The 21,408-nt window shown below is 72.5% G+C and carries 16 protein-coding genes and 1 pseudogene; 11 read left to right on the plus strand and 6 right to left on the minus strand.

The window, feature by feature from the left end; all coding sequences use genetic code 11:
- Positions 1 to 27 precede the first annotated feature (27 nt).
- From ACIBUY_RS01325 to ACIBUY_RS01355, 7 genes are all read left to right on the plus strand, one after another.
- Positions 28 to 783: a CoA transferase subunit A gene (locus ACIBUY_RS01325; RefSeq protein WP_399151345.1), complete on the plus strand. Its 756-nt coding sequence runs from the start codon at positions 28 to 30 to the stop codon at positions 781 to 783.
- The gene (locus ACIBUY_RS01330) at positions 783 to 1,469 is read left to right on the plus strand and encodes a CoA transferase subunit B (protein ID WP_399151346.1); all 687 of its coding nucleotides are present in this window, start codon (positions 783 to 785) and stop codon (positions 1,467 to 1,469) included. Before ACIBUY_RS01325 ends, ACIBUY_RS01330 begins: the two co-directional genes overlap by 1 nt.
- Positions 1,466 to 2,239, plus strand: coding sequence for a protocatechuate 3,4-dioxygenase subunit beta (gene pcaH / locus ACIBUY_RS01335; RefSeq protein WP_365574854.1), 774 nt, complete (start codon positions 1,466 to 1,468; stop codon positions 2,237 to 2,239). Before ACIBUY_RS01330 ends, pcaH begins: the two co-directional genes overlap by 4 nt.
- Positions 2,240 to 2,248: 9 nt before the next feature.
- Positions 2,249 to 2,854, plus strand: coding sequence for a protocatechuate 3,4-dioxygenase subunit alpha (gene pcaG / locus ACIBUY_RS01340; RefSeq protein ID WP_399151347.1), 606 nt, complete (start codon positions 2,249 to 2,251; stop codon positions 2,852 to 2,854).
- Entirely contained in the window at positions 2,851 to 4,161 is a 1,311-nt protein-coding gene (gene pcaB, locus ACIBUY_RS01345; RefSeq protein ID WP_399151348.1) for a 3-carboxy-cis,cis-muconate cycloisomerase, read from the plus strand. Before pcaG ends, pcaB begins: the two co-directional genes overlap by 4 nt.
- A gap of 164 nt (positions 4,162 to 4,325) precedes the next feature.
- The gene (pcaD, locus tag ACIBUY_RS01350) at positions 4,326 to 5,465 is read left to right on the plus strand and encodes a 3-oxoadipate enol-lactonase (RefSeq protein WP_399151349.1); all 1,140 of its coding nucleotides are present in this window, start codon (positions 4,326 to 4,328) and stop codon (positions 5,463 to 5,465) included.
- A gap of 64 nt (positions 5,466 to 5,529) precedes the next feature.
- Positions 5,530 to 6,441, plus strand: a complete 912-nt coding sequence (locus ACIBUY_RS01355) for an SDR family NAD(P)-dependent oxidoreductase (RefSeq protein ID WP_365574842.1) — start codon at positions 5,530 to 5,532, stop codon at positions 6,439 to 6,441.
- Here the strand turns inward: ACIBUY_RS01355 and ACIBUY_RS01360 are convergent.
- Positions 6,347 to 9,028, minus strand: a complete 2,682-nt coding sequence (locus tag ACIBUY_RS01360; RefSeq protein WP_399151350.1) for an ATP-binding protein — start codon at positions 9,026 to 9,028, stop codon at positions 6,347 to 6,349. The genes ACIBUY_RS01355 and ACIBUY_RS01360 overlap by 95 nt on opposite strands.
- 732 nt (positions 9,029 to 9,760) lie before the next feature.
- On the opposite strand from ACIBUY_RS01360, the gene ACIBUY_RS01365 reads away from it, so the two are divergent.
- Positions 9,761 to 10,822: a DUF2510 domain-containing protein gene (locus ACIBUY_RS01365; RefSeq protein WP_399151351.1), complete on the plus strand. Its 1,062-nt coding sequence runs from the start codon at positions 9,761 to 9,763 to the stop codon at positions 10,820 to 10,822.
- Between the two features lie 158 nt (positions 10,823 to 10,980).
- Here ACIBUY_RS01365 and ACIBUY_RS01370 read toward each other — a convergent pair whose 3' ends face one another.
- Entirely contained in the window at positions 10,981 to 11,613 is a 633-nt protein-coding gene (locus tag ACIBUY_RS01370; protein WP_365574833.1) for a TetR/AcrR family transcriptional regulator, read from the minus strand.
- 239 nt (positions 11,614 to 11,852) lie between these two features.
- Between ACIBUY_RS01370 and ACIBUY_RS01375 the strand changes: the two are divergent.
- Together ACIBUY_RS01375 and ACIBUY_RS01380 are read left to right on the plus strand one after the other, a co-directional pair.
- Positions 11,853 to 12,629, plus strand: a pseudogene (locus ACIBUY_RS01375) (phosphatase PAP2 family protein); the annotation flags it as partial.
- 209 nt (positions 12,630 to 12,838) lie between these two features.
- Positions 12,839 to 13,879, plus strand: coding sequence for a hypothetical protein (locus tag ACIBUY_RS01380; protein ID WP_365574827.1), 1,041 nt, complete (start codon positions 12,839 to 12,841; stop codon positions 13,877 to 13,879).
- A 20-nt stretch (positions 13,880 to 13,899) separates the two neighbouring features.
- Here ACIBUY_RS01380 and ACIBUY_RS01385 read toward each other — a convergent pair whose 3' ends face one another.
- Positions 13,900 to 14,475, minus strand: a complete 576-nt coding sequence (locus tag ACIBUY_RS01385; RefSeq protein ID WP_365574824.1) for a helix-turn-helix domain-containing protein — start codon at positions 14,473 to 14,475, stop codon at positions 13,900 to 13,902.
- Positions 14,476 to 14,758: 283 nt separating this feature from the next.
- Between ACIBUY_RS01385 and ACIBUY_RS01390 the strand changes: the two genes are divergently transcribed.
- Positions 14,759 to 16,132 carry an MFS transporter gene (locus ACIBUY_RS01390; RefSeq protein WP_399152143.1) on the plus strand — a complete coding sequence of 458 codons (1,374 nt, stop codon included), beginning with the start codon at positions 14,759 to 14,761 and terminating at the stop codon, positions 16,130 to 16,132.
- A 117-nt stretch (positions 16,133 to 16,249) separates the two neighbouring features.
- On the opposite strand, the gene ACIBUY_RS01395 is transcribed toward ACIBUY_RS01390, so the two are convergent.
- The 3 genes from ACIBUY_RS01395 to ACIBUY_RS01405 form a co-directional block, all read right to left on the minus strand.
- Positions 16,250 to 17,170, minus strand: a complete 921-nt coding sequence (locus tag ACIBUY_RS01395) for a phospholipid scramblase-related protein (protein WP_399151352.1) — start codon at positions 17,168 to 17,170, stop codon at positions 16,250 to 16,252.
- Positions 17,171 to 17,279: 109 nt separating this feature from the next.
- On the minus strand, positions 17,280 to 19,334 hold the full coding sequence (locus ACIBUY_RS01400) for a phosphocholine-specific phospholipase C (protein WP_399151353.1): 2,055 nt from the start codon (positions 19,332 to 19,334) through the stop codon (positions 17,280 to 17,282).
- 564 nt (positions 19,335 to 19,898) lie between these two features.
- On the minus strand, positions 19,899 to 21,344 hold the full coding sequence (locus tag ACIBUY_RS01405; protein WP_399151354.1) for a carboxylesterase/lipase family protein: 1,446 nt from the start codon (positions 21,342 to 21,344) through the stop codon (positions 19,899 to 19,901).
- Positions 21,345 to 21,408: the final 64 nt, after the last annotated feature.

Genomic DNA, 21,408 nt, shown 5'->3' on the forward strand with positions numbered 1-21,408 from the left:
GCGGAGACGGACACGGAGATCGCACACATGGACAAGGTGGTCGCCACCGCCGCGCAGGCCGTCGCCGACGTCGGGGACGGCGCGTCCCTCGCGGTCGGCGGCTTCGGACTCAGCGGCGTGCCGAACGTACTGATCAGGGCGCTGTACGAGCAGGGCACCACGGGGCTTTCGGTGGTCTCCAACAACTGCGGCGCCATGGAGTCGGGCCTCGCCGTGCTGCTGGCCGCCGGCCGGATCGCCCGGGTCACCGGCTCGTACATCGGGGCGAACAAGGAGTTCGCCCGGCAGTACCTGGCCGGCGAGATCGAGGTCGAGATGATCCCGCAGGGCACCCTCGCCGAGCGGCTGCGCGCGGGCGGCGCCGGGATCCCCGCCTTCTACACCCCGGCGGGCGTGGGCACCCAGGTCGCCGACGGCGGACTGCCCTGGCGCTACGACGGCTCCGGGGGCGTGGCGCTCGCCTCGCCGCCCAAGGAGGTCCGGGAGTTCGACGGCACCGAGTACGTCCTGGAGCGCGGCATCCGCACCGACTTCGCCCTCGTGCGCGCCGCCAGGGGCGACCGGCACGGGAACCTCGTGTTCAACAAGTCGTCCCGGAACTTCAACCCCCTTGCCGCGACGGCCGGAAGGGTCACGATCGCCGAGGTGGAGGAGCTGGTGGAGCCGGGCGAGCTCGACCCGGACGCGGTGCACCTGCCGGGGATCTTCGTGCAGCGGATCGTCGCGCTCACCCCGGAGCAGGCCGCCGACAAGGCGATAGAGAAGCGGACGGTGAGTTCCTGATGGCGTGGACGCGAGAGCAGATGGCCGCGCGGGCCGCGCGTGAGCTGCGCGACGGTCAGTACGTGAACCTCGGCATCGGTCTGCCGACGCTGATCCCCAACTACCTTCCCGGGGACGTGGAAGTGGTCCTGGAGTCGGAGAACGGCATCCTCGGGACCGGCCCCTACCCGGCCGACGACGCGGTCGACCCGGATCTCATCAATGCGGGCAAGGAGACCGTCACGGTCCTGCCCGGCGCCTCCTTCTTCGACTCGGCACTGTCCTTCGGGATGATCCGCGGCGGCCACATCGACGTCGCCGTGCTCGGCGCCATGCAGGTCTCCGCCCGCGGGGACCTCGCGAACTGGGCCGTGCCCGGCAAGATGATCACCGGGATCGGCGGGGCGATGGACCTGGTGCACGGGGCCCGCACCGTGCTCGTGACCATGACGCACACCGCGAAGGACGGCTCGCCCAAGCTCGTCGAGGAGTGCACGCTGCCGCTGACCGGCAAGCGTTGCGTGGACCGGATCATCACCGACCTCGCGGTGCTCGACGTCACCGAACAGGGCCTGGAACTGGTCGAGTTGGCGCCGGGCGTCAGCGCGGACGACGTCGTGGCGAAGACCGCGGCGACGGTGCGGATCCCGGAGGGCGGCGCCGTCGCCGCTCCCTCGAACGCCAAGGAAAGCGAGGTTTCGGCATGACTCTCACCCAGCACGACATCGACGCCGAAATGGCCGCCGAGCGCGCCGCGTACGAGAAGCGCGTCGCCGACGGCGGCCCCGTCGAGCACCACCCGCGCCGCGACTACGCCCCCTACCGCTCCTCCCTCCTTCGCCACCCGCGGCAACCTCCGGTCACCATCGACGTCTCCAAGGACCCGGAGCTGGTGGAGCTGGCCTCCCCCGCGTTCGGCGAGCGCGACATCACGGAGATCGACAACGACCTCACGCGGCAGCACACCGGCGAGCCGATCGGCGAGCGGATCACCGTCTCGGGCCGGCTCCTCGACCGCGACGGGCGCCCGGTGCGCGGCCAGCTCATCGAGGTGTGGCAGGCGAACTCCGCGGGCCGCTACGCCCATCAGCGCGAACAGCACGACGCCCCGCTCGACCCCCACTTCACCGGTGTGGGGCGGACGTTGACCGACACCGAGGGCCGCTACCACTTCACGACCATCCAGCCGGGCCCCTATCCGTGGCGCAACCACGTCAACGCGTGGCGTCCGGCCCACATCCACTTCTCGATGTTCGGCACGGCGTTCACCCAGCGGCTCGTGACGCAGATGTACTTCCCGAGCGATCCGCTGTTCCCGTACGACCCGATCATCCAGTCCGTCACCGACGACGCGGCACGACAGCGGCTGGTGGCGACGTACGACCACGGTCTGTCCGTGCCGGAGTTCTCGATGGGCTACCACTGGGACATCGTCCTCGACGGCCCGCGGGCCACCTGGCTCGAAGAAGGGCGCTGAGCACCCACCATGACGAAGATCGACACGAGCGACGCGGCGCACGTCCTGCCCACACCGTCCCACACCGTCGGCCCGTTCTACGGGTACGCGCTCCCGTTCCCCGGCGGCGGCGACATCGCGCCCGTCGGGCACCCGGACACCGTCACCGTGCAGGGATACGTGTACGACGGTGAGGGCCGTCCGGTGCCGGACGCGTTCGTGGAGCTGTGGGGTCCCGACCCCGACGGGAACCTCCCGAAGGTCGACGGCTCGATGCGGCGCGACCCGGCGACGGGCGGCCATCTCGGGCGCAACGGGGTGGAGTTCACCGGCTGGGGCCGCATCCAGACCGACGCCAACGGGCACTGGTACGCGCGCACGCTGCGGCCCGGCGGGCGCGGGTCCCACGCGCCCCACCTGAGCGTGTGCGTCTTCGCGCGCGGCCTGCTCGTCCATCTCTTCACCCGGATCTACCTGCCCGGTGACGAGGCGGCCCTCGGCGCCGACCCGCTGCTCTCGCGCCTCGAGGCCGCGCGCCGCGACACGCTGATCGCGCGGCGGGACCCGGACGGAACGTACCGTTTCGACATCCGCCTTCAGGGCGAGGGCGAGACGGTCTTCCTGGAGTTCACGTGACCCTGTTCGACCCCGGCAGCGAGGACGCGCCCGCCGAGCGCACCACCTCCGAAGAGGCCTTCCTCCAGGCCCTGTTGGACGCGGCGGCGGGCCTGACACGGGCCCAGGCGTCCCTCGGACTCGCACCCGAGGCGGCGGCCGCCGCCGTGACGCGCGGAGCGGTGGCGTCGTCCTTCGACGTACGCGATCTCGCACGCCGGGCCCGCGCCGGGGGCAACCCGGTGATTCCGCTCGTCGCCGATCTGACGGCGGCGGTGCCGGCGGAGTACGGGCCCTACGTGCACCGGGGGGCGACGAGCCAGGACGTGCTGGACACGGCGCTGATGCTGGTGACGGCGCGCACGCTCGACACGACACTGGTCGAACTCGAGGTCGTGGAGCGGGAGTTGGCGGGGCTGGCGGCCACTCACCGCCTCACCGCGATGCCCGGCCGTACGCTCACCCAGCACGCCGTGCCGACCACGTTCGGGCTGAAGGCGGCCGGATGGCGGGCGCTGGCGCTCGACGCACGGGACCGCCTGCGGGCCGTACGCGCGGCTCTGCCGGTCCAACTCGGCGGTGCGGCAGGCACGTTGGCTGCGTCCGAGGCGTACGGCTCGCGCGACGCCCTGGCCCTCGTGTCCGCGTACGCGCGTGAACTCGGTCTGGCCGAACCGCAGTTGCCGTGGCACGTCCTGCGCACGCCGATGGCGGACCTGGCGGGCGCGTCGGCTTTCACGGCCGGGGCGCTCGGCAAGATCGCCGCGGACGTACTGACGCTGTCCCGTACGGAGATCGGTGAGCTGGCCGAGGGGACGGGCGGGGGTTCCTCCGCGATGCCGCACAAGGCCAATCCGGTGCGGGCCACGCTGATCGCCGCGGCGGCCCGGCGGGCGCCCGGGCTCGCGGCGACGCTGTACGGGTCGCTGACCGCGGAGGACGAGCGTCCCGCCGGGGCGTGGCACGCCGAATGGGCCACGCTGCGGGAGCTGTTGAGACTGGTCGGCGGGGCGGCGCGGGACGCGGCCGAGCTCGTCGGCGGCCTTGTCGTCAGGACCGACGTGATGCGCGACCACCTCTCGCTCACGGGCGGGGCGATCGTCTCCGAGCGGCTCTCGGTGGAGCTGGCGGGGCGACTCGGGCGGGCGCGGGCCAAGGAGCTGCTCGCGGCTGCCGCCGGGCGGGCACGGCAGGAGGGCCGTACCTTGGGCGCGGTCCTGTCCGACGAGGCCGAGCTCGCGGGTGTCGACCTGGCGGGGCTGATGGACCCGGCGGGGTACGTGGGGGCGGCGGGGGTCCTGGTGGACCGGGCGCTGACCCGCCGATGATGCATCCCCGCCCAGCCCCGCACCGCTGGCCTCTGAACCTCTGAACCGCTGGTCGGCTGCACCTCTGGTCCCCTGAACCTCTGGTCCCCTGAACCTCTGGTCGCCTGAACCTCTGGTCGCCTGGCCCCTGGTCCCCTCACTCCCGAAACGCTGGAGCTCGCCCGATGGCCCGCACCACCACTCCCCTCCTCCACCACCACGCCGAGGGATCACCCACCGCTCCCCCGCTCCTCCTCGGCCCCTCCCTCGGGACCTCGTTGGCATTGTGGGACCGGGTCGCACCCGAGTTGTCGAGTGCGCACCGGGTCGTCCGGTGGGATCTGCCGGGGCACGGCGGGTCGGACGCCTCGCTGCTGCGGGCGGGGGCCACCGTCGGGGATCTGGCCCGGCAGGTGCTCGCGCTCGCCGACGCCCTCGGGATCGGGCGGTTCGCCTACGCGGGGGTCTCGTTGGGCGGTGCCGTCGGGCTGCACCTCGCCGTGCATCACCCCGAACGGATCGACCGGCTCGCCGTGCTCTGCTCGTCCGCGCACTTCGGCGTGGCCGCCCCGTGGGAGGAGCGGGCCGCGCTCGTACGGAAGGAGGGGACCGGCCGTGTCGCCGAGTCCGCTCCGTCGCGGTGGTTCACACCCGCGTACACCTCAGGGTTGGCACCCCGGCTCGTGCGGGACAACCGGGACGCCGACCCCGAGGCGTACGCCGCGTGCTGTGACGCGCTCGCCGCGTTCGACCTCAGGGACCGGCTCGGGGAGATCACCGCTCCGACCCTCCTGATCGCCGGGCGCGACGACCCGGCGACCCCGCCCGCCCACCTGCGGGAGATCGCCGACGCCGTGGCCGGATCGGAGCTCGCCGAGCTCGCCGGGGCCTCGCACCTGGCGGTGGCCGAGCGGCCCGAGGCGGTGCTCGGGCTGCTGCGCGCACACTTCGGACAGGGCGCCGCGCGGGGCATGGAGGTGCGGCGCGAGGTGCTCGGGGACGCGCACGTCGACCGGGCGCAGGCCCGGCAGACACCGTTCACGGCCCGGTTCCAGGACTTCATCTCGCGCTACGCCTGGGGTGAGATCTGGACCGACCCGACCCTGTCGCGGCGCGAGCGCAGCATGGTCACCCTGACCGCGCTCGTCGCCCACGGCCACCTCGACGAACTCGCCATGCACGTACGGGCCGCACGCCGCAACGGCCTCACCGCGGACGAGATCGGCGCGGTGCTGCAGCAGTGCGCCGTGTACGTGGGCGTGCCCGCGGCCAACGCGGCGTTCGCCGTGGCCCAGCGGGTGCTGGCCGAGGACGCGGCTGGCTGACCCTGGCAGGCGTAGGTTCAGCCGGGCCTCCCGTTCGGCCCGGACGGGCTTCTAGCCTGGCCGCATGGCCACTCTCCTGATCACCGGTGCCACCTCCGGCCTCGGCCGGTACCTCGCCTTCGCACTCGTCCGCGACGGACATGTCGTGCTCGCCCACGGCAGGGACCGCGCACGGACCGACGCCCTCGTCGCCGAACTGAACGCCGCCGCGGGCGGCGCAGGACACGCCGAGGGTTTCGTCGCCGACCTCGCCTCACTGGAGCAGGTCCGCGACCTCGGCGCGCGCGTCGCCAAGGCCCACCCCGATCTCGACGTGCTCGTCAACAACGCCGGTGTCGGCGCGGGCCCGCGCGGTGCGGGCCGCGAGGTGAGCGCCGACGGGCACGAGCTGCGCTGGGCCGTGAACCTGCTCGCGCCGGTCGCCCTCACCCGCGTACTGCTGCCGGTCCTGGTCGCCAACTCCCCGGCCCGGATCGTGAATTGCGGCTCGCTCGGGCAGAGCCCGCCCGCCTTCGACGACCTGGGTTTCACCCGGGGCTACAGCGGCACCGAGGCGTACTGCCGCTCCAAGTTCGCCCTGGCCGCGCACACCTTCTCCCTGGCGCGCGAGGTGTCCGGCACCGGCGTCACGGCCCACGTCGTCCACCCGGCGACGTACATGGACACGGCGATGGTGCGGGACGCCGGGATCACCCCCTGGAACAGCGTGGCGGACGGCGCGGCGGGCGTACTGGCCCTGGCCGTCGGGGAGTTGGGCACCGATCCCACCGGCCGGTTCTACGACGGCGCCCGTCCGGCGCGGGCCCACGACGCCGCGTACGACCTCGACGTACAGCGGCGCCTGGACGCCGAGCTGGCACGGATGCTCGCACAGAGCAGCGCTAGCGCAGCCCGCGCCCCGTCTCCAGTACCTCACGCGCCCGCGCCGCAAGGCCGTCCGCGCCGCAGGAACGCGCCAGGGTCAGACCGCGGTTGAGCTCGGACAGCGAGCGTGCCGCCATGCCGTACTCGACGCGGGCCAGCGCGTGCTCGTAGGCGCAGGGTGACGCTTCGAGGTACGTCACCGCCTTGGCGTACAGGGTGAGTTGCTTCTGGCCGGTCGCCAACGACGCGGCGCAGCGGAGCACTTCGCCGATCGCCGTGTCCGTGCCGAACCGCTCGGCCTGGACGCGGGCCTCCGTGAGCAGTTGGTCGGCCCGGCGCGGGTCGGTGGAGGCGAGGGCGCGGGCCAGGTCGAGGGCCCACGGCGCCATGATGGTGTTGTGCCCGCCGCGGGCGATGGCGGCCTTGGCCGCGGTCTCCAACTCGTTGATCCCCTCGTCCACTTGGCCGGTGGCGAGCAGCAGGCGCCCGCGGACCGAGTGGGCGTCCGGGAGGACGATAGTCGACGGGTAGGGCGGGCCGAAGGAGTAGCGCTCGGCGATCTCCTGCGCCTCGCCGGCCTTGCCGCGGGCGAGCAGGGTGTCGATGAGCATGCACGCCGCGTCCCAGTGCATCGGCAGTCCGCGTCCGACGCGGTCGGCGAGCCGCAACGACTCGCGCAGGAACGCTTCGGCATCGGTGAGGCGGCCGCGTCTGCGGTGCACGTAGCCGACGAAGGCGTGCGCGATGGCGAGGTGGCCGCCGCTCCAGCCCGCCGTCTCGTACTCGCGGACGGCCTCCTGGAACAGGCTCTCGGCCCGGTCGAGCCGGTCGGAGAACAGATACGCGCTGCCGAGCATGGCGAGGACCTCGAAGCCCCACTCGGGGTCGAGCCAGCCGAGACCGGGCGCGAGGCGGCTGTTGACGAGGGCGCGGTCGCAGCGCTCGACGACCTCCTCCGCGTTCTCCCCGCGGGTCATCGCGTCGAAGGCGCGCAGGATGAGCAGCACCCGCTCCGGGTTGTCGCGGCCCGCGAGCCGGTCCGCGATCGTCGCCAGGTTCCGCGAACGGCCCGGGGAGTCCTCCTCGCCCGCGTGGATGCCCTCCCACATGAAGTGGACGGCCTGCAAGCGCAGCCGGGCGGGGCCCGGTTCGAGGCGCTCGGCCTCCGTGTCGATGAGCTGCAGGGCCTCTTCCAGCTGGTCGTTGTGGACCAGGGCCTGGGAGAGGCGGCACACCGCGTCGACCCGCTGGTCGCCGTCGAGTCCCGGCGTCGTGTCCAGGGCCGCGTCGAGGTGCTTGATGGTGGTGACCGGCGAGGTGAGCAGGGTGGCGCAGCCCAACTCGTAGAGCAGGTGCGGCCGTACGTCGAGCAGCGGCGGCTCGCGCAGCGCGCGCTCGAGACAGCGGCGTGCGGCGTCGGGCGCGCCGACGGCCAGGTGTTCGCGGGCGGCGGCGCGCATCTGCTCGACGAGCTCGGGATCGTCGTCCGGGTGCACTTCGAGGAGGTGGCGCGAGGCGGCGGCGGGGCCGTGCCCGGAGGCGGTGACCGCCCAGGCGGCCTGACCGTGCATGGCGGTGCGGGTGGCCGGCGGGATCGCGTCGTAGACGGCGGATGCGATCAGCGGGTGGACGAACTCCAGTGAGCTCTCGTCGCCGTACGTGGAGTCGGTCAGGATGCGGGCGGCGCGCAGCCGCTCGGCGCAGCGGCCGGCCTGCTCGGGGTTGAGTCCGGCGAGGAGTGCGGCGAGCCCGGACTCGATGCGGGTGCCGAGGATCGCGGCGGCCCAGGCGAACTTGGTGGCCTCGATGCCGAGCCCTTCGAGGCGGGCGACGAGGCCGCGGCCGCGCGCCGACTTGTTCAGGGCGCGCAACTGGCCGGCCGAGTCCTCGTCGGGCTGCAGGTCGCTGTCCTGCACCTTGGCGAGCAACTCGACGCTCTCGTAAGGGTTTCCGCCGGTGACCGCCCACACCTCGCGGCAGAACGGGTCGTCGGCGTGGTCGCCGAGCGTGGCGCGGGTCAGGCTCGCGGTGGCGTCCGGGGTGAGCGCCCGCAGCCGGGTGGTGCCGGGCCGGGCGGCGGCGGCCACCGCGTCCAGGAATCCGGCGGTGGCCTCGTCCACGGCGTCGCGCTGCGCCACGACGACGAGCACCGGCAGGTCGTCGAGGCGCTCGGCGAACGCGGCGAGCCACTCGAGCGTCTCCAGGTCGGCCCAGTGCGCGTCGTCGATCAGGAGCACCAACGGCCAGTGCAGCCGGGCCATCCGGGACACGGCGGCGACGAGACCGTCACGCACGCCCTGCGGGTCGGCCTGGCGCCCGCTGGGCTCGGCTATGCCGACGGCGGGGCCCGCGATGTCGTACCAGTCACCGAAGTACTCGCGGGCCTCTTCCTCGGAGAGCGCGAGCAGCGCGGGCTGCAGCAGTCCTCGTACGACGTTGAAGGGGACGGAGGTGACCGTCTCGCCGCCGCGGGCGGACCAGACGGTCGCCCGGCCCTCGGCGATCTCGCGCACCCGGGCGAGCAGGGCGGTCTTGCCGATGCCCGCCTCCCCCTTGTACACGACGAGGCTGCCCGAGGCCCCCGACGGTGCAGCGTCGGCACACAGGTCGTCCAACGCCCGCTGCGCCACGTCGAGTTCGGACTCTCGCTCCCACAATTGCGGGCCGGAGGCGGCGTCGGCGTGCCGTCCCTGAGTCATCCCGCGACCCTCCCGGTGTCGTTCGCCCCGGCCGAGCGGTTCGGCCGGTCGCTGTGCTGGTCACGAGAGTAGTGCGCGGCGGCCCGGCGCGGCGGCGGGTCTCGGCAGCCGGTGACATTTGGTGGGACCTGGGCGGTTCGCTCCGCCTGTGACGGAGACGGTACCGATCCCGACCGCAATGCGGACCGCCTCATTGCCTCGTGAGGCGAACCGTCTCATCCTTATTGCCTCGTGAGGCGAACCGTCTCATCGCCTCGTGACGCCGACCGCCTCACCACCTCGTGAAGCGAACCGTCTCATCACCTCGTGACGCCGACCGCCTCACCACCTCGTGACGCCGACCGCCTCATCGGCTCGTGAGGCGAACCGTCTCATCACCTCGTAACCCGGACCGCCTCAACCCCTCGCGAGGCGGACCGCCTCAACCCCTCGCGAGGCGGACCGCCTCAACCCCTCGCGACGCCGACCGCCTCATCACCTCGTCACCCGGACCGCCTCAACGCCTCGTGACGCCGACCGCCTCACCACCTCGTGACGGCGACCGCCTCATCACCTCGTCACCCAGACCGCCTCAACGCCTCGTGACGCCGACCGCCTCATCGGCTCGTCACCCAGACCGCCTCATCACCTCGTCACGCAGACCGCCTCATCGCCTCGCAATGGGACCTCTCGCCGCGTCTTAATGCGGACCCTCTCATCCCCTTTTCAGGCAGGCCTCATAGTGTTCCGTGCATGACGTCGCAGACTCCAGCAGGCTGGTACCCCGATCCCGGCCAGGTCCCCGGCGGCCCGCGCACCGAACGCTGGTGGGACGGCGCCCGCTGGACCGACCAGACGCGGCCGGCCACGACCCCGCCGCCCCTCCCGCCGCAGCCCGCACCGCAGGTGGCGCCGGGCCCCGCCGCTCTGGCGCAGCAGCCGACCGCCCCGGGGACCATTCCGGCATATCAGAACTATCCCGGATTTCCTGGGCAGTTGCCGCCGAAGCCGCGCAGCCGGGCCCGGATCGCGATCGCGGCCGCCGTCACGGTGGCGGTGCTCGCCGGCATCGCGGGCGGCGTCTACGCGCTCACGTCGGACGACGGCAAGGGCAGCGGCAAGGTCGCCGCCGATTCGCAGCGGCCGACGGAGCCGGGCGGGCCCGGCGGCAACGAGGGCGGCGGGCCCGGCGGTGGCAACGGCCAGGGCGACGGCAGCCCTTCGCCGGACGGTTCGCCGCAGCCCCCGCTGGACGAGGGCTTCGCCACCGACGTCGCGAACGGGGTGGCGCTGCCGATCCTCGACGGCTGGACCGGTGGCGACGGTGCGGGCGTCGCGGGCATACAGACCGGCCCATACAAGTGCCCGGACGACGTGGAGCAGACGTGCGTGCGCGGCGGCGCGTCCACCTCGTCGGCGAAGGCCCTGAAGCTGGACGCGACGACCGCCGAGGCCGCGGCGAAGGAGGACATCCTCAAGAACGCCCAGCAGTCCTACGGCGGCAAGACGTACGGCGGTCTCCTCAACCACGACGAGCTGCTGTCGGAGAAGGTCACGGTCGCCGGCCAGCAGGGCTACCGGGTCCGCTGGAACGTGGACACCAAGTCGAACATCGACGCCTGGGTCGAGTCCGTCGCGTTCCCCTCGCCGTCCAACCCGAAGACGCTCGTCGTCGTCCGGATCGGCATCGACATCCCGCGCACCAGCAAGGAGAAGGCCGCAGGCCCCGACAACACGGCGATCGACAAGATCGTCAAGGGCATCAAGAAGGCCGAGATCACCGGCGGTTCGGGCGGCAACGGCCAGGACGTCTGACTCCCGTGGCCTGCTTCTGACCCGAAAACTGGGCCGGGCGGGTTCCCCTCCGCTCGTGGAGGAACCCGCCCGGCCCGGGGGTGCGCGCCGCCCCCGTCCCCACGGTGCGGCGCGGGCAGACCACCGGTCGGTCATCCCTGCGACCGGTGGCCTCCCGTTCAGGTGGCCTGATCCACGGGGGTCAGGCCGAGTCCGGGAACGAGCACTTTCTCGACGAAGCCGACGAGGTAGTCGGCGTCGGCGTCGCGCCCTTCCAGGACAGGACGGCTGCGCATCACTCCGAAGAGCTGCGCGGCCAGATAAGGCAGCGCCGGATGGTCGGCGGCGATCTCGCCGCGGGCCACGGCCCGCTCGACCATTTCCCTGATCGACGCGAGCTCCGGCTCGATCAGCGCGTCACGCAGCGCCCGCTTCAGCTCGTCGTCCTGGAGGACGGCGTGCCCGAGCGCCTGCAGCAGCGCGGAGTCCTTCATGCCCTGCGACGCCGCGTTGCGCGCGGCGGCCGCGAGGTCTCCTGCGAGCGTACCCGTGTCGGCGGCGAGGAACTTCACACAGCGGCCCGCGCGCAGCGCCGCCGCGACCAGCTGTGGCTTCGTCTTCCACTGGCGGTAGAGCGTGGACTTGCTGCAGCAGGCCTGCGCGGCGACGCCCTCCATGGTGAGCGCCTCGTACCCGTTGCTGCGCAGCTGGTCGAGGACCGCGTCGTAGAACTCCTGCGCCCGCTCGGGCGTGATCTTGGAACGGCGCACCGGGGTCGTCGCTGTCGCGGTGGCCTGCTCCGGCGCCGTCATGGTTCCGCTCCTCGCTGCTCGGGCCTGGACCGTCCGGTTCCGGATCGTCCCGCCTGTCGATGAGATCACACTGTCTATCGATACGCCAGTGTACCGGTACGCCAGCGTTTCGGTACACTGGCGTATCGATGAGCACGATCCTGTGCTCACGCCCAATCCTGTGCTCATGCTCAAGCGCACCTCGAGCGCGCCGAGACACCATCACGCAGCACCCAGTCGTCATGAAAAGGGGCCGGGGGATGAATTCCCTTACCGAGCCTGCCGAACCGGAGACGGACAGTCGCTCTGCCCGACCGCCCCTGGTCCGCGAGCTCCTGCTGGTCGTAGGACTCTTCCTCGTCTACAAATTCGGGCGGCAGCTCGCCAACGGCCACACCTCCGAGGCGTTCCGCAACGCCGACCACGTGTGGAACTTCGAGCGGGCCGTCCACCTGCCCGGCGAGGGCGCGGTCCAGACCGTCCTGCTGGACAGCGACACCCTCGTGCACGCCGCGAACATCTACTACGCGAGCGTGCACTTCCCCGCGACCCTTGCCCTGCTCGTCTTCCTGTACCTGCGCCGCCCGCGCCACTACGTGTGGACGCGGCGCGTGCTCGCCGCGCTGACGGCCGCGGCCCTCGCACTGCACCTCGCGTTCCCGCTGGCGCCGCCGCGGATGCTGAAGGCCGCGCACCTCGTCGACACCGCCCAGGTCTACGGCCCGTCGGTGTACTCCGCCAAGCCCTCCACCGACACGATGGCGAACCAGTTCGCCGCCATGCCCTCGCTGCACTTCGGCTGGGCGCTGATGGTCGCGATCGGCCTGATCGTCGCGACACGGTCGCGGTGGCGCTGGCTGTGGCTGCTGCACCCGCTGTTCACCCTGCTCGTGGTCGTCGGCACCGCGAACCACTACTGGCTCGACGCCCTCGTGGCGACGGCGCTGCTCGGCATCGCACTCGCCGTGATCCGCATGCCGCACGCCGTCGGCCCCTCCGCCCTGCGCCGGCACCTGCTGCCCGCCCCGGCCCACCCGGTCGTCCCGGCGGGCACCGCGGCGCAGGCCGCGTTCGAGCCCGCGCCGTGGTCGCCGTCGACGGCGTTCCGTACGCCCCCCGACGCGCTGACCGCAGCGGACATCCTGGCCCACCGCGTGCCGATCCGGATCCCCCTGCAGATCTCCACGACGCCGGGGTCGACCTCGGCGGCGACCGCCCCCGAGCCGGTCCTGACCGGGGTCGGCCGATGAACGCCACGCTGCTCGCCGTCGCCCTCTCGCTCGTCTCCGCGGTGGCGTACGCCGCGGCCGCGGTGGCCCAGGAGCGGCTCGCTTCCGGCGCCGGGGCGGGCCTCGGGCATCTGCTCACCAGGGGCGCGTGGTGGTGGACGGTCGTCCTGAACGCCTCGGCCGCGCTGCTGCACGTCGCCGCTCTCAAGTACGGGCCGCTCACGCTGGTCCAGCCGCTCGGCGCGCTCACGCTCGTCGCGGCGGTGCCGCTGGGCGCCCGGATCGCGGGGCGCCGGGTGACGACCGGCGAGTGGCGGGGCACGGCCCTGACGCTGATCGGTCTGGCCGCCCTGCTCGTCACGGCGTCGGGGCCCGCCCCCGACACCACGCTCTCGCTGACCGAGGCGCTGCTGGTCGCCGGGGCCACGGCCGCGCTCATCGGCGCCCTGTCCCGGCGCGGCACGAAGCCGGGCCTGCGGCACGCGACGGCGTCCGGGATCGCCTCGGGCGTCGCGTCGGCGCTCACCCAGACCGTGACCGTCGCGGTGACGGACCGTTCGGGTCCGCTGCTCGGCGCACAGGTGATCGTGGTCGCGCTGCTGGTGGCGGCGTTCGCCGCGGGCGGCCTGCTGCTCTCGCAGACCGCCTACCGCGGGGGCCTCGGCGCCCCGCTGGCGATGGTGACCCTCTCGAATCCGGTGGCGGCGGCGCTCATCGGGCTCGTCCTGCTGGGCGAGCGCCTCCAGGGCGGCGTCGCGGGTCTCGCGCTCGCCGCGCTGGGAGCGGCGTTCGCGGCGCGGGGCGTGGTGCTCCTCACCAGGAGTGCAGCACCGAGTCCGACACCGGCGGCCGAGCCGCAGGTACCGGCGGTCGAGCCTTGGGTACCGACCGTCGAGACGCGGGTACCGGCGGTCGAGACGCGGGCATCGACCTTCGAGACGCAGGTACCGGCCATCGCGGCACGGGCTTCGGCCTTCGAGGTGCGGGCCGAGGTCGTGACCCTGCCGTCCGTCCCGGCGCAGCCCGAGCCCGAATCGCTGACCCTGCGCGCCTCCTGAGGCCGCGGGGCCCGGGCGGCTCAGCGCCGCCGGATCCCGTCGAGCACGAACCCGAGCACGCGGTCCCGCTGTGCGTCGTCCACGTACGCGGCCCCGCTGACGCCCGACACCATGCGCAGCAGGTCGTCGAAGGTCAGGTCGTCCCGTACGGCCCCGGCGCCCCTGGCCCGGTCGAGCAGCGGCTCCCCCGCGTCGAGCATCGCGCGCCGGCAGGCGATGAAGATGTCGGACTCCCCGTTCAGCGCGTCCCTGATGGCGCGCTTGGTGACGGTGTAGTCCACGAACCGGCGCAACCACGTGGCGAGCCCGTCCCACGGCTCGGCGTCCACGAGTTCGTCGGCGAGCCGGCACAGCGCGTCGACCTCTTCCGCGTACACCGTCTCGAACAGGACGCGCCGCGTCGGGAAGTTCCGGTACAGCGTGCCGATGCCGACGCCCGCCTGCCGGGCGATGTCCTCGAGCGAGGCGTCGGCGCCCTTGTCGGTGAAGGCCTCGCGGGCGGCGGCGACCAGCGCGTCGAAATTGCGCCGGGCGTCCGCGCGGCGCGGGCGCTGCGCGGCGAGCACACCGCCCACGCGTTCCCTGTCCGTCGTCATCCGTGCACCACGCCTCTCCCGCCGAGAAGTGCCCGAGGTTGAATCCGGAGGCACCCCTCCGCTATCGTCTTCTAAGTCGAGGGTTGCCTCCACTTTAGCAGGGGCGACCTCTGCCCTGGCGTACCCGGTGAACCGACGGCTCCGTACGACCAGGCCCTCATCCTTTCAAGGCTCACGACCCGCGTCCCGCCACGGGTCGTCCCTGTCCAGAGAGAAGCCCACCTTGAACCGGAACAACCGCCTCACCTTCGCGGTGCTCGCCACCGGTGCCGGCGTGTTCTCGATGATGCAGTCGCTGGTCGCGCCCGCGCTGCCCACGATCCAGCACGCCCTGCACACCTCCCAGGCCACGTCGACCTGGGTCATGACGGCGTATCTGCTGTCCGCCTCCGTCTTCACACCGATCCTCGGCCGGGTCGGCGACCTCGTGGGCAAGAAGCGCACCATGGTCGCCGCGCTCACGGCCCTCGTCGTGGGCTGTGTGCTCGCGGCCCTCGCCCCCTCCATCGCCGTCCTCATCGTCGCCCGGGTGATCCAGGGCATCGGCGGCGCCCTGTTCCCGCTCTCCTTCGGGATCATCCGCGACGAGTTCCCCGCCGAGCGGGTCAGCCCGAGCATCAGCAACCTGTCCGCGGTCATCGCGGCGGGCGGCGGCGTCGGCATGGTCGCCGCCGGGCCCATCGTCGGCGCGCTCGACTACCGCTGGCTGTTCTGGCTGCCCTCGGCGATCGTCGCCGCCACCGCCCTGATAGCGCTGCGCTACGTGCCCGAGTCCCCCAACCGCGGTGCGGGACAGGTCAATTGGCTCGGCGCCGTGCTGCTCTCGGGCTGGCTCGTCGCCCTGCTGCTGCCCATCAGCCAGGCCACGTCCTGGGGTTGGGGTTCGGTGAAGGTGGTCGGGCTGCTCGCCGCCGCCGTCGTCCTGTTCACCGCCTGGCTCCTCGCCGAGGCGCGTGCGAAGAGCCCGCTCATCGACCTGCGGGTGATGCGGCTGCCCGCCGTGTGGACCACGAACACCGCGGCGCTGCTGTTCGGCGCGGGCATGTACGCGGTCTGGTCGTTCCTGCCGGGCTTCGCGCAGACGCCGTCCGCGGCCGGGTACGGCTTCGGGGCGAGCGTGACCGGCGCGGGGCTGCTGATGCTGCCGATGCTCGTCGCGATGTTCCTCGCGGGCGTGCTCACCGGACGGCTCGAACCCGTCGTCGGCGCGAAGGCGCTGCTCACCGTCGGCGCCGCGCTCGGCGCCGTGTCCTGCGCGATGCTCGCCCTGTGGCACGGGCAGCAGGCGCAGATCGCGGTGGCGGCCGGGGTGTTCGGCCTCGGCATCGGACTCGCCTTCGCCTCCATGGCGAACCTGATCGTGCAGAACGTGCCGGCCGCCCAGACCGGCGCCGCCACCGGCATGAACGCCAACATCCGCACCATCGGCGGCTCGATCGGCGCGGCCGTGATGAGCAGCATGGTCACCGGCCATCTGCAGGCGTCCGGGCTGCCGTACGAGTCCGGGTACACGCACGGCTTCACGCTGCTGGCGTTCCTGTGCCTGGCGGCGGCGCTCGCCGCGCTCCTGGTGCCGGCCGGGCGCCGGGCCCGCGTCGTCCGGGTCGCGGCCTCGGAGCCCGTGGTCACGGCGCAGCGGGAGACCGCCGACCGCTGAGACGTACGAACCGAGACGTACGAACCGCTGCGTGCGAATCGCTGCGTACGAGTCGCTGCGTACGAAAAGGAGGGGCGGGCCGCTCGGCCCGCCCCTCCCGTCATGCTTCCGGTCAGGTCACCCGAAGCCGCGTGAGTCCTGCTTCAGCGCGGTGTCCACCGTCAGCGCCGTCGCCACGACGAGGCTGAGCAGCGGCTCGGGGAGCTGGAAGTGGATCTGCAGCACGTAGTTGTCCGCGGTTGTGAACATCGTCTTCGCGAGGCCCTCCCACGTCTTCGTGATGCGGGCGACCTCCTGATCGTTGTGGTCGACGATCGCGAAGTTCCACGCGCGCCAGTTCTCGGCCTTGATGGCGCCGACCTGCTGGCCGTTCACGTTCATCGCGAAGTTGATCTTCCCGATGGCGTTCTGCTGGACGATCTCACCGACCGGCGAGCCGTCCGGGCGCTCCACGACCACCCGGGACTTGATGAACTTCGCGGGCCGCGTGAGCACCATCTGCGGCTGCCCGTACGCGTCCCGGATCTCCAGCTTGTGCGTCATGAACTGGTCGACGGACGACACGAAGCGCAGGGCCTTCTTCAGGCCGCTCTGACCGATCTCGGTGACCGAGCCCAGCATGTTGCCGTGCTGGTCCATGACGCTGTACTCGTTGGTCAGCTCGATCAGCTTGGCCTTCTGGTTCACCACCAGGACCGGCTCGGTGAACAGCGTGCCGCCGCCCTGCGCGCCCGGCGCGACCCCGGCCTGCTGCTGCACCTGACGCTGCACCCGGCCGACGTCCGCGTTCTGCTGCGCCTGGGCGGCGTACGGCTGCTGCGCCTGGGCGTGCTGCACCTGCGGCTGCTGCATCTGCGGCTGCTGCGCCTGCGGCGGCACCTGGCCCGCGGCCTGCGCCTGCGGCGCGGCCTGAGCCGGTGCCTGGCCCTGGGCGTGCGTGTGCTCGGTCCACTGGGAACCGTCCCACCACCGCAGCGTCTGAGGAGCCCCCTGAGGGTCCGGGTACCAGCCAGCAGGGGTGTTCGATTGCGTCGTCACCGGGGCACACTATCGCGCCACCCCAGGAACGTAACCAGGCCGGACGAATGTGACGTGCGCCCCTTCGCCCGCGGCTGCGGCTGCGGCCGCGGGCGAAGGGGCGCTCGGCTCACGCGGTGGCGAGGCCCGGGTCGCTCACTCCGGCCTGCCCGTTCTCGACGTGCCCGGCCAGGCGCCGCAGATAGCCCGCGTTGCCCTCCAGGGCGACCTTCAGGTCGTACCAGCGCTTGGTGGCGCGCAGGTCGACGGTCTGCTCCGAGGTGGCCCCGGCGCGCACCGTGTACGTCTGCGGCTGACCGCCGTAGGCGTTGGTGACCGTGAGGTGGACGTCGGCGGCGGTCGGGTTCTTCAAGGTCAGCTTCAGGTTGCCCGTGCCGCCGTCGTGACGGGCGACGACCTCGGGCTCCGCGACCTTGTTGTTGCCCTTGAAGGCCCGCAGGAAGCCGTTCGGGCCGTGCGCCGTGAGGTCGTAACTACCGGCCGAATAGGCCGAGTTCCAGCTGTCGGCGATCGACTTGGCGGCCTCGGCGGTGTACGTCCACGGGCCGTCGGTGCGGTTCTGCGAGCGCACCTGGAAGGCCGCGCCCGCCAGGTCGCCGCCGCTGAACGTCAGCTTGAACTTGCCGGTCGCGACGTCCTGCGCGCCGTCCACGTACGGGGCGTACGCGAGCGGGCGGCTGGGCCGGGAGCCCGCCTCCTGCTTGGGCAGCGAGCCCTGTGCGGGCGGCTTCGGGACGTAGCTGTCGTGACGGTTGCGGTCCGGCGGCTGGTAGCCCGCGGTGTCGGGCAGGTCCGCAGGGTCGGTGACCGTGAGGGAGAAGTCGAACGCCGAGGTGAGGTCGCCGCAGATGGCGCGCCGCCACGGCGAGATGTTGGTCTCCTGCACGCCGAACCGCTTCTCCATGAAGCGGATGATCGAGGTGTGGTCGAAGGTCTCGGAGCAGACGTAGCCGCCCGTCGACCACGGCGAGACCACGAGCATCGGCACGCGCATGCCGAGTCCGTAAGGGCCCGCGGCGCGGGTGCCGCCCGGGTAGTAGTCGAGCTTGGTGTCGACGGTGGACAGGCCCTGGCTCGCGGAGGCGGGCGGGTACGGCGGGACGACGTGGTCGAAGTAGCCGTCGTTCTCGTCGTACGTGATGAACAGGGCGGTCCTGCTCCACACGTCGGGGTTCGAGGTGAGGGCGTCGAGCACCTGCGAGATGTACCAAGCGCCGTAGTTCGCGGGCCAGTTGGGGTGCTCGGAGAACGCCTCCGGCGCCGCGATCCAGGAGATCTTCGGCAGCTTCCCGGCCTTCACGTCGGCCTTGAGCACGTCGAAGTACCCGTCACCGGCCTTGGCGTTGGTCCCCGTGCGGGCCTTCTCGTAGAGGGCGTCGCCCGGCTTGGCGTTGCGGTAGGTGTTGAAGTACAGCAGCGAGTTGTCGCCGTAGTTGCCGCGGTACGCGTCGTTGATCCAGCCCCAGCTGCCCGCCGCGTCGAGGCCGTCGCCGACGTCCTGGTACACCTTCCAGGAGACGCCCGCCTTCTCCAGGCGTTCGGCGTACGTGGTCCAGCCGTATCCCGCTTCCTCGTTGCCCAGGACCGGGCCGCCGCCGGTGCCGTCGTTGCCGACGTAGCCGGTGAGCATGTAGTAGCGGTTCGGGTCGGTCGCGCCGATGAACGAGCAGTGGTAGTCGTCGCAGACGGTGAACTTGTCGGCGAGGGCGTAGTGGAACGGGATGTCGTTGCGGGTCAGGTACGCCATCGTGCCGGTGCCCTTGGCGGGGACCCAGTTGTCGTACTTGCCGTTGTTGAACGCGCTGTGCCCGCCCGCCCAGTCGTGGTCGAGGCCCGCGATGAACTGCATGCCGAGGTCGGCCGCGTCCGGGTGGTACGGCAGGGTCTCCTTGCCGCCGCTCGACTGGTTCCACACCGGCTTGCCGCTGGGCAGCGTCACCGGACGCGGGTCGCCGAAGCCGCGTACGCCCTTCATCGACCCGAAGTAGTGGTCGAAGGAACGGTTCTCCTGCATGAGCACGACGATGTGCTCGATGTCCTGGACGGTGCCGCTGCGGCGCGCCGCCGGGATCGCGGCGGCGCGGTCGATGGAACCGGACAGGGCCGTGAAGGCGGCGGTGCCGCCGGCGATCTGAAGGAAGCGGCGCCGATTGAGTTCGGTCATGGGTGTGGGGGTCTCCTGTTGCTTCGACGGTGGTCGTCCACGAAGAGGGGCAACGGGAGTGTTCAAGACGAGGGGGGTTGAACGAAAGGGGGCGGAAGTGACGGTCGCGCAAAATGTGAGCGGCCGTTGCGCTACGGCTCCGCCGGGGGGGGCGGGAGGAATGAACCCCGGGGCGGACGGCCGGGACCCGGGACGTCTGTGTGCGCGGACCGTGCAATCCCGTCAGCGCCGGAGGCGGGCGTGGGTGCCGTCGATCCGCAGGACGCACCCGTCGAACAGGACGAGCGCCGGACCGCCCTCGTCGGGGACCAGCGTCAGCCGCAGCTCCCGCAGCGGCCCGATGGGCCCGCGCGGTGCGGCTCCCGTCGGGGTCCGGTCCGCGCACGTCCGCCCAGGCCTCGAAGAGGGGCCGCACCGCGCCCCAGCCGGGGCCGGGAGTGCAGCGGCACAGGAAGAAGGGCTGATCGACCGCGTACTCGCGCACGCCGCCCACCCGTTCCTCGCCCCGCAGGAGCCGCCACTCCCCCGCACTTGCCGCGGCCCGCGCCACGTCGTCCCAGGGCATCAGCGCAGGTCCCGCCACAACTCCCGCTCCCCGGACCGCGGGTCGCTCTGCGTGCGGCACGCCCCCTCGTCGAAGACCATCGTGGTCCGGGCCCCCGAAGGGTCGTACGCCGGCCAGCCCGGGTCGCCCGTCGTCGCGAACGCGATCCACGCCGCGTGGACCGTGCGGGCCAGGTCCCGCGGGGCCTTGTCGCCCAGCATCGGGGTGTAGCCGGGGTCGTCGACGAGGTCGAAGACGAAGCCGAGTTCGACGGCGTGGCAGGCGCCGAGTTCACCGTCGTACTGCGGGGAGCGCCACGCGAACTCGTAGACGTGCGTGCCGGGGACGGACTCGGCGAGGCGCAGGGCCGGGACGCGGTAGAACCAGTCCGTGCCGATCGCTTCGAGGAGTTCGCCCGGGCTCGCCCCGGGCCGGCTCGACGCGTAGGCGTCCAGGTCCATGCCGTAGGCCGCGGCGCCCTTGCGCGCCCGCTCCTCGCTGATGGTCGTGAAACGGCCGGTCGGCACCATGAACAGGCGGTTCTCCTCGCGGTTGCTGCCGACCAGGAGGTCCACCGCGAGGTCGGCACCCGGAAGGGTGAGCTCGTCCGCGACCGGTTCGAAGACCATGCCGTTGAGCGCCGCGTCGCCCCAGACCGCCGGGTCCGGGCGGGTCGCGTACGCGAGCCTCAACGCGGCCTGCGCGGCGATGAGTTCGGGCAGCGGGACCGCCGCGAACGCCTCCGCGCTGTGCTCCACGCCGAGGTGGGAGGCCATGCGGGCGCCGATGCGGTGGGCCGTGTCGGGGCGGACGAAGTGGTGGCAGGCGCCGCTCTGCAGGGCGGCCCGGCGGAACAGGCCGCGGGCGCGCGGCTCGGTCAGCAGCAGCCCGATGGCCATCGCACCGGCCGATTCGCCGAAGACGGTGACCCGGTCGGGGTCGCCGCCGAACGCCGCGATGTTGTCGCGCACCCACTCCAGGGCGGCGATCTGGTCGAGCAGCCCGCGGTTGTCCGGGGCGCCGGGAAGGTGCAGGAAACCGTCCGTGCCCAGGCGGTAGTTGACGCCGACGAAGACGACGCCGTCGCGGGCGAACGACTCGCCGCGGTAGGCGGGGGAGTTCGCGGAGCCGTTGGAGAAGGAGCCGCCGTGCAGCCACACCATGACGGGCAGGCGGGCGCCGGGCCCGGGCTCGGGTGTCCAGATGTTGAGGTTGAGGCAGTCCTCGCCCTCGGCGTGCGTCTCGGGGATGAGCGTGTCGAAGGGCGGCAGGTACGGGGCCTTGGGCGCGGCGGCGCCGTACGCGACGGCCTCGCGCACCCCGCTCCACGGCTCGGCGGGCGCGGGTGCGGCGAACCGGCGCGGCCCGAACGGGGCGGCGGCGTACGGCACCCCGAGGAACGCGGTGACGCCCTGCTCGGTGCGGCCGCGGACGGCGCCCTGCCCGGTGGTGACGACGTGGCTCATGCGGTGGGACTCCCTCGGGGGTTCGCTGTGCGCCGGGTGCCCGGCGTCGGGCACCCCCACCTCT

Origin of the sequence: Streptomyces sp. NPDC050085 (assembly GCF_044460595.1) — a bacterium.
Taxonomy (GTDB): Bacteria; Actinomycetota; Actinomycetes; order Streptomycetales; family Streptomycetaceae; genus Streptomyces.

Excerpts from the sequence above, each read along its gene's own strand:
- ACIBUY_RS01325 (WP_399151345.1), top strand. The coding sequence starts at position 28 with ATGGACAAGGTGGTCGCCACCGCCGCGCAGGCCGTCGCCGACGTCGGG.
- ACIBUY_RS01330 (WP_399151346.1), top strand. The coding sequence starts at position 783 with ATGGCGTGGACGCGAGAGCAGATGGCCGCGCGGGCCGCGCGTGAGCTG.
- pcaH (WP_365574854.1), top strand. The coding sequence starts at position 1,466 with ATGACTCTCACCCAGCACGACATCGACGCCGAAATGGCCGCCGAGCGC.
- pcaG (WP_399151347.1), top strand. The coding sequence starts at position 2,249 with ATGACGAAGATCGACACGAGCGACGCGGCGCACGTCCTGCCCACACCG.
- pcaD (WP_399151349.1), top strand. The coding sequence starts at position 4,326 with ATGGCCCGCACCACCACTCCCCTCCTCCACCACCACGCCGAGGGATCA.
- ACIBUY_RS01355 (WP_365574842.1), top strand. The coding sequence starts at position 5,530 with ATGGCCACTCTCCTGATCACCGGTGCCACCTCCGGCCTCGGCCGGTAC.
- ACIBUY_RS01360 (WP_399151350.1), bottom strand. The coding sequence starts at position 9,028 with ATGACTCAGGGACGGCACGCCGACGCCGCCTCCGGCCCGCAATTGTGG.
- ACIBUY_RS01365 (WP_399151351.1), top strand. The coding sequence starts at position 9,761 with ATGACGTCGCAGACTCCAGCAGGCTGGTACCCCGATCCCGGCCAGGTC.
- ACIBUY_RS01370 (WP_365574833.1), bottom strand. The coding sequence starts at position 11,613 with ATGACGGCGCCGGAGCAGGCCACCGCGACAGCGACGACCCCGGTGCGC.
- ACIBUY_RS01380 (WP_365574827.1), top strand. The coding sequence starts at position 12,839 with ATGAACGCCACGCTGCTCGCCGTCGCCCTCTCGCTCGTCTCCGCGGTG.
- ACIBUY_RS01385 (WP_365574824.1), bottom strand. The coding sequence starts at position 14,475 with ATGACGACGGACAGGGAACGCGTGGGCGGTGTGCTCGCCGCGCAGCGC.
- ACIBUY_RS01390 (WP_399152143.1), top strand. The coding sequence starts at position 14,759 with ATGATGCAGTCGCTGGTCGCGCCCGCGCTGCCCACGATCCAGCACGCC.
- ACIBUY_RS01400 (WP_399151353.1), bottom strand. The coding sequence starts at position 19,334 with ATGACCGAACTCAATCGGCGCCGCTTCCTTCAGATCGCCGGCGGCACC.
- ACIBUY_RS01405 (WP_399151354.1), bottom strand. The coding sequence starts at position 21,344 with ATGAGCCACGTCGTCACCACCGGGCAGGGCGCCGTCCGCGGCCGCACC.